The sequence below is a fragment of the Rhodonellum sp. genome, from assembly GCF_030656585.1.
GTDB classification, from domain to species: domain Bacteria; phylum Bacteroidota; class Bacteroidia; order Cytophagales; family Cyclobacteriaceae; genus Rhodonellum; species Rhodonellum psychrophilum.
Genome location: NZ_JAUSPP010000048.1, coordinates 1 through 13344, shown reverse-complemented (window position 1 = coordinate 13344; position 13344 = coordinate 1). Strand labels below are relative to the sequence as shown.

General features: G+C 44.0%; 12 protein-coding genes. 5 read left to right on the top strand and 7 right to left on the bottom strand.

What is annotated here, in order from left to right; all coding sequences use genetic code 11:
- Positions 1-149 precede the first annotated feature (149 nt).
- Positions 150-422, top strand: a complete 273-nt coding sequence (locus Q7J63_RS12250; RefSeq protein WP_304886466.1) for a hypothetical protein — start codon at positions 150-152, stop codon at positions 420-422.
- Positions 423-484: 62 nt separating this feature from the next.
- Here the strand turns inward: Q7J63_RS12250 and Q7J63_RS12245 are convergent, their stop codons facing one another.
- From Q7J63_RS12245 to Q7J63_RS12225, 5 genes are all read right to left on the bottom strand, one after another.
- The gene (locus tag Q7J63_RS12245) at positions 485-1834 is read right to left on the bottom strand and encodes a RagB/SusD family nutrient uptake outer membrane protein (RefSeq protein WP_304886464.1); all 1350 of its coding nucleotides are present in this window, start codon (positions 1832-1834) and stop codon (positions 485-487) included.
- Positions 1835-2223: 389 nt separating this feature from the next.
- Positions 2224-5400, bottom strand: coding sequence for a SusC/RagA family TonB-linked outer membrane protein (locus tag Q7J63_RS12240; protein ID WP_304886462.1), 3177 nt, complete (start codon positions 5398-5400; stop codon positions 2224-2226).
- A gap of 26 nt (positions 5401-5426) precedes the next feature.
- Complete coding sequence (locus tag Q7J63_RS12235; protein WP_304886460.1) at positions 5427-7055, bottom strand: thioredoxin-like domain-containing protein; 1629 nt, start codon at positions 7053-7055, stop codon at positions 5427-5429.
- 12 nt (positions 7056-7067) lie between these two features.
- Positions 7068-7553, bottom strand: coding sequence for a hypothetical protein (locus tag Q7J63_RS12230; RefSeq protein WP_304886458.1), 486 nt, complete (start codon positions 7551-7553; stop codon positions 7068-7070).
- Between the two features lie 211 nt (positions 7554-7764).
- The gene (locus tag Q7J63_RS12225; protein WP_304886456.1) at positions 7765-8073 is read right to left on the bottom strand and encodes a hypothetical protein; all 309 of its coding nucleotides are present in this window, start codon (positions 8071-8073) and stop codon (positions 7765-7767) included.
- A 33-nt stretch (positions 8074-8106) separates the two neighbouring features.
- Here Q7J63_RS12225 and Q7J63_RS12220 point away from each other — a divergent pair, with 33 nt between their 5' ends.
- The 4 genes from Q7J63_RS12220 (at position 8107) to Q7J63_RS12205 (ending at position 10234) form a co-directional block, all read left to right on the top strand.
- The gene (locus Q7J63_RS12220; protein ID WP_304886454.1) at positions 8107-8256 is read left to right on the top strand and encodes a hypothetical protein; all 150 of its coding nucleotides are present in this window, start codon (positions 8107-8109) and stop codon (positions 8254-8256) included.
- 414 nt (positions 8257-8670) lie between these two features.
- Entirely contained in the window at positions 8671-9072 is a 402-nt protein-coding gene (locus Q7J63_RS12215) for a helix-turn-helix domain-containing protein (RefSeq protein WP_304886453.1), read from the top strand.
- Positions 9073-9079: 7 nt separating this feature from the next.
- Positions 9080-9337, top strand: a complete 258-nt coding sequence (locus tag Q7J63_RS12210) for a hypothetical protein (RefSeq protein WP_304886451.1) — start codon at positions 9080-9082, stop codon at positions 9335-9337.
- A 141-nt stretch (positions 9338-9478) separates the two neighbouring features.
- Entirely contained in the window at positions 9479-10234 is a 756-nt protein-coding gene (locus tag Q7J63_RS12205; protein WP_304886449.1) for a hypothetical protein, read from the top strand.
- Positions 10235-10707: 473 nt separating this feature from the next.
- On the opposite strand, the gene Q7J63_RS12200 is transcribed toward Q7J63_RS12205, so the two are convergent.
- Both Q7J63_RS12200 and Q7J63_RS12195 read right to left on the bottom strand, forming a co-directional pair.
- Positions 10708-11826: a glycosyltransferase family 4 protein gene (locus Q7J63_RS12200; protein ID WP_304886447.1), complete on the bottom strand. Its 1119-nt coding sequence runs from the start codon at positions 11824-11826 to the stop codon at positions 10708-10710.
- An 11-nt stretch (positions 11827-11837) separates the two neighbouring features.
- On the bottom strand, positions 11838-12926 hold the full coding sequence (locus Q7J63_RS12195; protein WP_304886445.1) for a glycosyltransferase: 1089 nt from the start codon (positions 12924-12926) through the stop codon (positions 11838-11840).
- Positions 12927-13344: the final 418 nt, after the last annotated feature.

Sequence of the window (13344 nt, the reverse complement as noted above, 5' to 3'; positions counted from 1 at the left end):
TAATTGGGTGAAAAAAACATAACAGGCCGGTGAAGCTACCAGGTGGCTTCCCGGCAACAGCAGGGGGCAAAAAAATCCGGCCGTCCCTCTCGGAAGGCATGCAGGCCAAAACGACCGGAGATAAATTACACATTTAACGCTTTAAAGTTATGAAAAATCAAATGAAAGTCCTCCTACGGGGAGGCGTATTGATGTTGGCTGCGGTATTTGCCTTTGCTTTTACCGAGCCGATGTCCGGTTCAGAGACAGTTTGGGGAAAAGAAAGCCCTGAGGCTTTACCGATAGCGGTGGAGCTGGGAAGTAATGAGTACAATTGTAACCTTGAAATCACGGAAACTTGTATTTATTCAAACCCACAGGCTACCACCCCGCATCCTCAGTCTCCAAACGGCAGATTTGTGTACATGGGAAGTAAAAAATAATTCAAAATTTGCTTCAGGTTAATTGGTGATCCCCGTTTTGGGGATCACCTTTTTTTGAGTTTTTATCGCAATCTGATTTCTTCCTGTGGAATCGGAAAAGTAAAATTATCCGGTGTAGGATTAAACTCAAAATGCTGATTGCCCAAAATCCGGATCAAATTCACCTGGGAGGCATCCATCGCCGCAAACCTTTTGAGATCCGACCACCTTAACCCCCTAAATACAAGTTCTTTTTTTCTTTCCGCCATTACAATATCCAATATTTCTGAATCTGGGATCAAGTCTCCGTGATCAATAGCCCCTTCTTTGTATCTGTTCTTCAACAGGTAGAATAAATCTTCCTTAGCGCTGTCAAAATTCCCTTTCCGGGCGTTGCTCTCTGCCCTTATCAATAACAACTCGCCATCCGTCAATCCTCCAAACAAATGAAAACTCCCTGAATAACTTCCCCTGAAATTGAATCCGCCATGGTTTCTTCGGATAAAGTAAATATCCTTTCTCAGATCATTTTCGGAATAGGTGTCGTACAAAAGGGTATCTATCCTCGTCTGTTGGTTTGTTCCAAAATTGAATTGCAAGGCATTTGAATGGAAAATCACTTCAGGGTTCGCCATTGGTATTTTATAAGTTGCACTTGAAGTGATCTTGTTGAAGTCCAGTATTTCAATGCCGGACGAAAGTGCCAAATCTGCATTTTCTAAGGCCCGATCAAAATCGTTCATGGATAGATAAACCCTAGCCATCATGGCATACGCTGCTTTTTTTGATGGTCTGCTCTTGTATTTGGGATTCTCGGGCAGGCTGTTCAGGGAGGCTCTGAGGTCATCGATGATAAATTGATAGCCGTTTTGGAGGGTTTCAAACTCAGAAAAGTGATTGACATCCGGTTTTTTAGGTAAGGGGATGGCCAATATCCCGCCCGCAGTTTCCGCCAGGTATTGTTGTCCATAATTTTTGATCAGGTTGAACATTGAATATGCCCTCAAAAATCTGGCTGAACCGATTACATTGTTCAAGGCATCCCTTTCACCGGGATTTTTTGGAGTTATCGTACCTGCAGTCTCCAAACAGATATTTGCATAAAAAACCTGTTGGTAAAACCGCTGCCATTCGGTAGCGATTTCGATTCCTTCAAACATTGTGTCAAATTCCCTCAAATGGGTTCGCTGAATCTGGGTCGATGTGAAGGAAGTAAAGCCAGCCTCAGTGATATAGTATTCATCTGCGGCCACAATATCCAAAATGGTATTGTAATTGAAAATATTGACATTGTCCATCAGGGCTTGAAGGTCTTCGATACTTTCTGGGACTGAAATACTTTTATTTGGTTTTTCATCCAAAAACCCATCACATCCGGAAATCCATCCTAATGAGAGCAAAACGATGAGTGTTGATATGGTTTGTATTTTCATGATAGAATCATTTTTATTTGTTAGGAAAAATTGAAGTACAGGTATTTTAAGTTTACTTAAATAGGTTTGTGAAATGGAAAAGGTGGCCGGTGGTACAAGCACCGGCCGTCCTGCCTAATAGGATTTCGTCACCGTCTGTGCATCCGAAAGCCACATTCCGGTTAATCGTCAACTAAAAACCTTATGAGGAATTGGACGGCAGGCCTTTTTTTAGTATTTGGTATGTGATATTTGGTTATTCTCAACCCCTGTTTCCTCAAAAAACCCTGTCCGCCACAGCGATAAGGACACTGCAACCCTAGTTTAGCATGGTTATACATAAGTAAGACGGACAGGGAGTGTTATTGAACACTGGTCAAGATTATTGTTCTCTGATAGTATCTGGATGTTTAGAAATCAACCCGGAGGCCGAGTGCTATGCTTCTCAAAGGTCTCATGGTTCTAAAGTCAGGATCCAGCGGATCGTCAGAGGCCTTCCATAAAATCCCGATGTTGTTTGCATAACCGTAGATTTCTGCTCTTTGGAATGGAAGTTTTGACATTTTCGTTTTGTCAAGGGTATATCCGATTCGGATATCCTGCAACCTGATATGGTCTCCTTTTTCCACCAATACATCAGAATAGTTATACATATTGTCTCGCAAAGCATTCAATGTGGCGGGCATTGAAGGAACGTTGGTTGACAATTCATCACCAGGATTCTGCCATCTCGCGGTATAATCCGGATGTCCTCCCTGACTTTGGAGAATCGGATTGTACCTAACCGATTCCCGTCGATAGTAATATCCCATCCGGAAAGAAATATTGGCCGAAAGGGAAAAATTATTCCAGACCAGAGTATTTCTTAATGCGCCGAATGACGTAGGTCTTCTTGATCCGTGGTACTGGATCGTTTCAGGCGAGGCATTGTTGAAAATTTCAGCATATGACTGACTTGGTTCACCTTCCAGTATTCCCAAAGGATTTCCGGTTGCAGGATCCAATCCTCCCCAGGGAAGGCTGTACATTCCAAAGAGCGGTTTTCCTTCCAAGGGAATATTTCCCAATTCCAAATAATTGATCGCTGCTCCCTTATAGTAATAGCCGGTCACCTCTTCATGGATATAACTGTATAAGAAATTGGTTTGCCACCTGACTCTACCGGTAAGGTTGAGTGTCTGAACGTCGAGATCCAAGCCTTTGCTTCTGGTGTTGGCTGTATTCCCCCTAAATCTGAACACCCCTGTAGATGGTGGCAACGGAGTGTCTCCGATCAGATCGTATCCGTTTTTTTGGTAAATATCCACAGCGGCACGGACCCTTCCATTTTTTGATTCTGAATCCAAGCCTAAGTTATAAATCCGGATCCTTTCCCATTGGAGCAGGGGATTGGCAGGATTCAGGATATTTGCCCCAAGCTCCCCCGCAGGGAGAGTAAAGCTTCCATTTGTATAAAACTGGGCAGTGGTGAAGGCAGTCAGTGTTTTATCAATATTGCCGTTGTATCCAAAGGATCCACGGATTTTAAGGTAGGGCAAATTTGTCCAGGTGTAGAAATTTTCTTCACTTACAGTCCATCCCGCTCCCAATGACCAAAGTGGAACACCTTTTTGATTGGGCTCTACCCCAAATAAATTTGAGGCATCTTTACGGGCACTGACGGTAAAATCCAGTTTTTTCTTATAAGAATATCCGGCATTGAAATAGTAGGAAATGAATCTGTCCACCAGCCCACTGTGTGCAATCCCATTGAAAACGGATGATAGGTATCCATCAGGAAAAAGCAAATAGCGGCCCACATGATCAACCGGCTTACTCAATGACCTGCTTTTATCATATCCATAATAGCGAACCGAATTGGATTCCGCCTGCATGTCCTTTATTTCGTATCCCAAAATGGTGTTCAGTTCATGATCGGTACTCCATGATTTATTATAGGACAACTGGCCTCTAAGGGTATGGCTGTGTGCTCCTTCATTGGTCTTATCAATAATTCCGCCCTCTGGCACAACCCGTGATATGCCACCGCCTGAAAGGTGCTGTGTGAATTGATTGATCAGATTTCTCGTGTAAAACAGGGAAGGGTCTCTAAAATTTTCATTGGTCCCGTCACTTTGCCAGTATTGGTACAGCAATTCAGCCTTAAGTCCTTGGGTGATTTTATACCCTGTGGAAAGGTTGATCCTATAATCATTCTGTCTGTTGTCAATGGAACTCCTGCCCAATTCATCCAATGGGATATAGTTCCAATCCAGAAGACTTGCCACGGATTGGCCTTCGATGAAGCGACGACTGTACTTTTGTGTTATGGGCAGGTGGTTACCGGCTTCATCCACCAGTCTGTCGTAGGGATATGTACCTCCCGGAAGTTCTGTGGTTTGGGAACGGTTCTGTCTTACCAGGTAAACCCCTAATCCTAGGTCAAATCTATCATTGGATGATTTCCAGCTATTTTTCATGGATAGTGTTATTCTTGAGTTTGAGTTTCCCTGGACATTTTCCGAGTTGTCATCCCATCCCGATGAAATCGCATAGGTATGTCTTTTATTTCCTCCCGTAAGATTCAGGGCGTATTGCCTGTTCACGGTTTGTCTGTAAAAATACTTGGAAAGGTCATTTCTAATATCAGAATTCCTGAATGCGGCGATTTGATTATTTGCCTGGGATGCTGAAATACGCCCATCTCTTTGGGCAATCAGGGTTTCTACCAATGGGGATAAAGGCGGCCTGTGAAAAGCATTTTCATTTCCGGAATAGAACCCGCGACCAAACAGCAATTGTTCTACCTCCATGTAATCGTTGACAGAAAGCTGGGGCCTGTAAAACAGATCCGGTTTTTCTACAATGTTGATATTTGAATTGAAGCTCAATTTAGGCCCGGAAACTCCTCCTTGTTTTGTGGTGATGACGATCACTCCGTTCCCTGCCCGTGCCCCCCATATACTGGCTGCGGCGGCATCCTTGAGCACGGTAATGTTTTCCACATCATTTGGATTGATGTTTTCCAGTGGACCATCGTAAGGGAAATTGTCGATAACGATTAGTGGTTGTGTGTTGGCAAACAGGGTGTTTCTGCCTCTGATACTGAGCGGATCATTACCTGAGCCTGCCCGGTTGAATACCAGACCGGAAGTTACGTCTTCCAATCTTTCCAACAATCCGGTGCTTACTCTTCTGTTCACCAGTTCCCTATCCAGATGTACAAAAGAACCCGTGGCCCGTTCCTTGGGGATTTTCTGATAACCCGTAGCCAACACATCTACTGTACCGACTTCCATTTCGGCAGGATCCATTTCAACTGTCAGTCTGGACAGTTGCGGGATAAAAACTTTGGAACTGTAATTTAGATATCCAAGATACCTGACCGTGACCGTATGATGGCCTTCCTCCATTAAGAAAGAAAATTCACCATTTTCATTTGAGACGGCTGAACGATTTTGGTCACCGACCTGGATAAGTGCACCTACAAGGAATTCCTTTGATTGGGAATCCACAACAGTACCGAAGAAGCGATGCGTTTCGGCTTTCTGGGACATGGCCAAATTGGCCATCAGCAAAAGAAAAAAGGTTAGTATTGATTTTTTCATGGCATATAAGAGGTTAGTTAAAATTTTCATTGAATTGCTTTCAGATCCCGGATAGAGTCGCTGATGAGTTGAATGAATTCTTTAGGGGTCGAATTGAATATCCCTGACCTTATGATTTTCCCCTGCTGATCCAACAGCATCATGTAGGGGAAAATATTTATCCCGAAATCCTTCAAAAAATCATTTTCTCCCCCACCCTCTGCGATCAGGTGGATGGCATTTTTTGGGGAATATCTTCCCGATACCACACTCTTCATCCAGGTTTCCCTGTCTTTGTCGGCAGAAACAGATACCATTTTAAATCCGGGTTGTCCCTGAAAAAGTGAGTCTGCCTTGGACAGGAAGTTTTTGTTGATTTGGACACAAGCCCCGCAACCGGTAAACCAAAAATCGATCAATACCACCTTCCCACGGAGCTGCTCCAGTTCAAAATCCAGCCCTTTTTCATCGGTCATCACAAAATTGGGGATAGTTGTACCCAAAGAGGTTTTGTCATACATTTCGGTGATGAGCCGGTGAAAACCCCTGTCTCCCAACAAGTCCAGAGAATTTTCTAGCAACAACTTGTCAGAAGGGTCTGTGCTGAATTTTTCCATCAGGTGTTTGGTGATCAGGATATCCCTGAAAAAATCAGCATCCATTCTTTCCCAGATTTCGGTAATTTTCGCATAAGACAGATTTGCCTCTGCCATCAACAACATTTCCTTCAGCATTATAAATTGCTGGGAATGGGCGGTCAAATTATTATCCTTGGGAAAGAGGTTTTTCATTTCATTCTCGAAAAGCTGCCTATGTTGATCGAGTAACTTCAGGTCACCTTTCTTTATCGCTAAAGGGAGAAAGTATCTGCAAAATTCATAGACTGTGAGGTACCTTGTTTTTGCGAAATATTCAGTTGATAAAAGCTCGGTAGCAACCGGCCCCATTTGGTCCCTGTACCTGTTGATGATATCCTGATAAGGCTTGTCGTCCCAATTCTGAATTTGTTTAAGGGTACTTTCAAGTGCGGTCTCGGGTTTGGTCAGCGGGATGACTTTTCTTCCGAAGGATGTATTCTGAAGGGCCACTGTCCCATCCGGATCATTCCAAATTTCTTGAGAGGTAAAAAACAAAGGAGTAACAGGCTTCTCCAACTGCTGAGCATAGTACAAAACCTCCAGTTCTTGCTGGCACCTGAACTTTGGTGCTGCGGGACCTCCGAAAACAACCCGGTTCTTTCTCAGGTCGAACCTGATTTTTATACTGTCGCCGGGTTCTATGAGGTAATTCTCCATGAAAACCGTATTCTCATTTGAAATAGTCATAAATGCCGGAGAATCCATATCAGGGACCAAGAGGTCAAACATCCTATCATACATCGGGGTGATCCCATTCAATATCTCCCCTTTTCTTGTGGTGATGTCAAATGAATTTCCTGTTGGGTCTTTTCTTCCATCGCCTATGGGATACCTGAAAATTCTGATATTGATATTCTCAATGGCGGGGAAATCAGAAATCTCCCCATATAACACCACCGGAGCAGACGCCCCCACCCCAGTGGGCACGGAGTCCGCAGACTCCGCCCCTGGGTGAACAGCAACTTTTTGCTGGGCAATGGACTGGCCTGTGAACACGAACAGGGAGGCCAGGATAAAAAAGAAGGTATATGTTTTCATCGTGTAAGGAGTTTAGTTTAAATGCTGTGGAATGGAAGCGGAAAGGTGTTTTTGAAAGGGAATTTTAATGGATTGATGACCGTCCCTGGGATCCGGATGCTTTGGATTTGAGTTTCCTGCACTTTCTTTTTGTTGATCCTCCAAATGTGGATTGGGGGATGGTATCCGCCCGAAGGGGACTTTAGAGGTTCTGGCAAACGTGGTCCATTGCCTAATGGAAGGGCTTGCGTTTGCCGGTGAGGGCTGGGAGAACAAATCGCTTGCGACTGCTTTCAGGAATTGCCTGGATTGTATTCTTGTGGCTTGCATTGCCTTCGCCATCAGGGCCATCCCTTTGGCGATGCGGTGGAGAATCCGCAGCAAGCAGGGAACCCGCCTGCCGATGTAGGCCACCGCCCTTAGGTCGGAAAGCCTATGGCCCCTTGAAGGGGTATATGAGGTTTGGCTTCGGTATAGGCATAGGAGTGCCAGGAAGCAGTTTTGGATTGCTTTTTTCATGGTGGGGATTCGTAAAGTTTTGAAAATGATGCCCGCTGTTCGAAGGCGCAGCCTCCCCCTTTTCAGGGAGTGGTTGCAAGTCTCGAATGGCTGTCGGCTTGGCTTGGGCAGGCTGCTTGATTACAAGGAATAGGTTTGAGAAAATGGGATTTCTGACCTGCCAAAACTAGATACCCATTCAAAAAGAGGTGGTACCGCCTCCCTTAAAAAATCAATCCGGGGATTTGATCAGGTTCTTTTGGATTTGCTTGATGGTCTTGGTTGGGAGGACAAATGAACCCGGAAATCCACCGTATGTCAAGTATGGGGCTGTATTTCCACCTGACTGATACAGAGGTCTCTTTTCGGGGAAGTCCCCTACCCAACAAACCAGCAGGAAGTTTTCCATCGGAAAAAGTCCAACTGTCGAAATGAAGTAAAAGGCGCTATCCTGATCGTCCAGGCAAGGCTCCCTGTGGACAAAGGACAAACAGAAATGGCATAGGAGTTCCCTTAAGAACTGAATGGTTCTTTTTTTCATGGCATCTTTTGAAGCGACAGGGCAACCTGGAAAATGGACGGAAAAACGTCTGGAATCCAAGTATTTGTGTCTGTTTTAAGATTGATTTTGGGTGTAAAGCCTTCGGTCTGCGCTGCAGCGGAGGGAGGATTGCTTTACGGGTGCAAGGACAGCTACAAGGGATATAGCTTTAGTTTTTCGTGAGGAACTCAACTGCCTTGTCTCGTGGGTAGGATGAATGAGGATTGATTTTATTAAATTATATTCAACTCAACCAACTCAATACAATATTTTCAGTCCGGAGACTTGATTAAATTTTTCTGGATTTCGAATAGTGAAAGATTCCTAGAGAAGTCAATTGTGGTCAAAATGAAGCCAAACTTTTGCCTATTTTGGTCTTTGGGTAGCCCATTCATTTGCGTCCGAATCCTTAATAAAAATCTCATGTACAATTCTAAATAATATTTTATGAAATTAACTTATCCGTGAGTAGTTTAGCCATTGCTCAAAGTAGTTTGAGTTAATTTTTAATCTTGTTTTAAAAATTATTCCAAAAAGTCCGTCTGATTTGATTGAATTATTACGGATAAGGCATTAAATTAGTAGAAATAAAAGATTATGCAGGAGAAAGAAGACAACGGGTTTACTGTTTTGGAAAACAAAAACATCGGCAGGAATCTGTCCACGTTTCGAAAGTTGCGTGACAGAAAGGCCATGGAAGTCGCTGAACATCTTGGCATCAAGGAAGCGACCTATACCAAATATGAAAGAGGGGAAAGCAAAATCACCATTGATCTGATCCAAAAAGTTGCTGAATTTTTAAATGTGGATCCCCTTCAGATCGTTACAGCCAATCCAGGTTACATTATTGAAAACTTGACAAATTCTCCATTCTCAATCACTGGAAATGTAAAGACTAATTTTGCTGACAAAAATCAAGTCGAGGTCATGATGAAAATGATGGAGACGATGATGCAGATGAATGAGACAATTAAAAGAATATTGGAAGATCGGAAATAGGGTTTGATTGGCAGCATTTCAAATAGGATGCACGCTATTTTTTGGAGAGGCTGGGAAATACACTGTCGAACAATTTACAGAAAGTTCCAATATGCACGGCCAAATTGAAGCACAAAAAAGCTGGATGAAACAGGACTTCATACTATTGGCATTGGAACTTGAAAAACTGAAGGAATATTCCGGACTGTATTGGCATAAAAAGTTGCATCTCGAAAAAGGAACCATTCCTTTAAACCTTGGCTACACCAAAGCCATAGCCTTCTAGCACCAAGACCGGGTGTCAATCCTCCCAAAATCACGGACTTAACACGGAGTTGATGCGGTTTTAATGTGGCTTTCCTATTAGGGAACCGTGAATTTTTTTTATCTTGAAGGCTAATTTTTCACCAAGCAAAACCAGATCAGCATGGCCAGACAAGCAGGTATCATCAAGTTAACCGGAAGTGTAGGGGGTGTCACATTTTATATGCGGAAGGACGGGACCTATTTTGCCCGGAAAACACCTGGAATCAGCAAGAAGACATTCAAAACTTCCAAAAATTTTGAAGGATCGCGGAGGGCTGGGCAGGAATTCGGTCAGGCGTCGCGCGTGAGTTCCAGATTGAGGAGAAAAATCCTGCCCCTGATGTTTGAAATGGATAAAGGCTATCTGCCAAGCAGGATGACTGCCCATTTTCAAAAGGTACTGCGGACAGACCCCACCCATGGCCCGGGGGAAAGAAAAATCTCGTTTGGCAACCTCGACTTAATGAAGGGCTTTAGGTTTGGGACGGAAGTTTTGAAGGACATCCTCGGCGGGGTTCCCCATCTTCATTTTGACGAATTCCAAAAAAGCTATACAGTGGATTTTTCTGAAATGGGAACAACGGTAGCTGTTCCGAAAGCAGCAAGCCACTCTCAAATCCGGATTGCAATGGTGGGTTTGGAGGAGGATGGATTGGCGGAGTTTATTCTTTTGGCGGAGAATATCCCCTATTTACCTGTCGGCATTGAAACAGACCATTTGGGTAAAGTGGAATTTCATCCTGAGGAGAAACTGCATGCCGGACAATTGGTTTTCATGATCCTTGGTATTCGTTTCTTTCAGGAGGTCAATGGAGAAATGAATGCCTTAAGAGAAAGTGAGGCTTTCGGCTTGGAGGATTGTTTTTTGGCGTCCTGATCGACAAGTGTCTTACTATCACATTCTTTACCCCATGGGTTCACCATGCTATTTTCCACAGAAGGATCCCTGAAAAGCATAGAAATTCACCACTCGGAAGAGGGACCATACCCATGTCCTTAGCGACCAAAGCCATACCCCTCTGTACCAAAGTTGAGAAATAGCAGGGCTGTGGTTAGCGGCACCCAAAGAGAGAAGGCTGTTCAACCTGTTTTATGAATTGCGAATGCCATTCAACACTGTATTTATCTGATAATTAATCAGTTGTTGACTTTTCTTGACTTCACCCTATCGGTATCAGGAATTGGTCTCCAAATTGTCTGATTTTCTTTCGGTTTCAATCTCCTAAGAAGCCTTATGCATATTTTGGGTTCAAGATTGTACCTCCCGAACAGCGCAATGGCTTGGACATAAAAAAAGCCCTGAAAAGGGCGAGATTGGATTGTGAAAATTGGCGGAAGGAAGAGCGTTATTTACTTTTTCCTCCGATCCTCAAAGCTCTTGGCGACTTCCCTATAAAAATGTTCAAAACGATCCGTCACTTTTTGGATCGTATACTGCTCCTCGACAAGGATTTTGGCATTCTGAAGGATTTGAGTGAGGGAAGGATGATCATGAGTCAATACGCCGTGAATGGCTTGACCAAATGCAGATGTATCATTCTTAGGGACAAGGAAACCTGTCTTTCCGGTTTGGAGAACTTCTCCGATGCCGCCCACATCGTAGGCGATCACCGGAACTCCGCAATACATGGCTTCCAAAATCACCCCGGGCAAGCCTTCAATCTTGCTCGGCATAACCAAGGCGGTAGCCTTGCTTAAAATCGGGAAGATATTGGCTTGATTTGGGTTCAGGTGAATCCTTTCCAAAAAATCAGATTTCTGGATCCTTTGCCTCATTTCTTTTTCCAAAGATCCTGATCCCATAAAAACCAAATGCAGATCAGGCAAATCCGCAGCGAGTCTTTCAAAAACACCAATCATCCCCAGCGGATCCTTTTCCGGAACCCAACCCCCGATTTGAATCAGGAAAGTTTCTGGAAGTTTCAGGTTGGCTTCTTCCCCTCGCTTTTGATCAATCTCAAGGGAATCAATTCCAATCGGAATCACCCGAATCGGTTTACTTTTCAGTTGAAAAGTCTGAAGCACATCAATCGCCGAGGCCTCTGATACGGAGGCAATTCCGGCCACCCTTTCCAGTAAAAATCTGTTCCAGGTTTTCTGAAATCCATTCCTTAGAAATCCACTGATCTGATTGGCATTTCTGTAAACGATTGGAACTTTCCAACCAAATATCAATTGAGAAAGTACCGCAAACTTCAGTGTCTCGGAGGCATTGGCCTGAATGATGTCAGGTTTAAACTCCCGGACAAACTCAGCCAGTTTTTTCCATGATTTCCAATCGTAAAAACGCTTTTTGGAATCCGCATGAATACGCTTCACCTCACCGGCAAAAGGCAAATCCCCACTCCCATCAAACAAGCTCAGCACTTGCACTTCATGTCCTTTGGCCTTTAGGGCGGAGCCAAGCTGACAAGCAAAAATCTCCGCTCCCCTTCTCTGCTTTCTGGTAATGAGTTGAATTATTCTCAATGGTATCCGGATTATGTTTTGTCTACAAAAAGCAATCGTGAATAAAACCCCTCGTATTGCATGGCAACCCGTTTCAATTCCAGATTTTCTCGGGCAAACTGTTCGGCCGCATCCAAAATTCCGGAAAGGGAATTTTCGCTCAACTCCGTTATTTCCAAAATTGCCTCAAGCATCTTTATGGAATCATTGGCCGGAACCAGCCAGCCTGTTTGATGAGGCACCACCAATTCCGACACAGCACCCACATCGTAGGCGACCACAGGAATTCGGTGAATAAATGCCTCGCCGATCACAGCAGGCATTCCCTCTATTTTGCTGGGCAAGACCAAAATTGCATTCTTCGGTACTAGGGCAAAGGGATCGGGATGTGCTCCCAAAAAAGAAACGGCATGCGCAAGGCCTTTTTTCTCCACCAATTCTTCGGTCTGCCTTCTTAAGGGGCCTTCTCCAATCATCAGCAATTTGGATTCAGGCTTTATTGCGAGTAAAGCGGAAAAAACCCGGAGAAGTTCGGAATGATTTTTTTCAAAAGTAAATCCCCCGATGTGAACCAGCACCGGCTCAGGCAAAGGAGCTTTCAGGGAGATTTTTTCCGGAATCAGGATGCCGACAGGAATGACTTCGTGCAGCAACCGAAACGAGAACAGATTTTCAAAATCAAGTTGAGAAGCCTTACTGACCGCCACGATTCCACTGATACTTTTGTAAAGCCATTGGTTAAACAGTCTGACGGGTTTGGATCGGATGTATCTGCCAATGACACTGCCATTGTAAAAAACCGTCTTTCCCTTCCATCCAAAGATAATTTTGGAAAAGACCATGAACTTCAGCGTATCCGCAGCCATGGCCTGAACGATGTCTGGATTGAAATTCAGTAGGATCTGATGGATCGCTTTCCAGGCTCCATAATCAAAAAATCGATGGGAGGAATTCCTGTTCAGGCGGTGTATCGTTCCCGAAAAAGGCAAGTCAAAACCCCCTTCAAAAAGCGTAATCATCCTGACTTCATGCCCCATCTCGATCAATGCATCCCCCAGATGAGAAGCAAAGAGTTCCGCTCCCCGGGCCTGTGGTCGCTGAATCAGCATCAAAATCCTCATTTTCTTTTCTGTCTTTTCATCATAATGCCCATTGGTGTGTGTCCGTGGTCTGTGTCCCCACAGACCACTTAAAACCTACCCTATTCCGTGGTCTGTGTCCTCACAGAACACTTAAAACCTGTCCGCAACCGTGGTCTGTGTCCTTACAGACTACTTAAAACCTGTCTCGATAATCAGTCAAAAAACCAAAATCATCCATTACGGATTCATATTCGGTCTTTTATCTACCCCCTAAATCCCCCTTCAGGGGGACCTTCGATCGGCAGATGATATCTTATTCGCAATCAAAAATTCGATTCTATATAGCATCTGGATGCAAGTCAGTTAATTATACCCGTGGTCTGTGTCCCCTGACCACTTAAAACCTGTCTCGATAATCAGTCAAAAAACCAAAATCATCCATTACGGATTCATATTC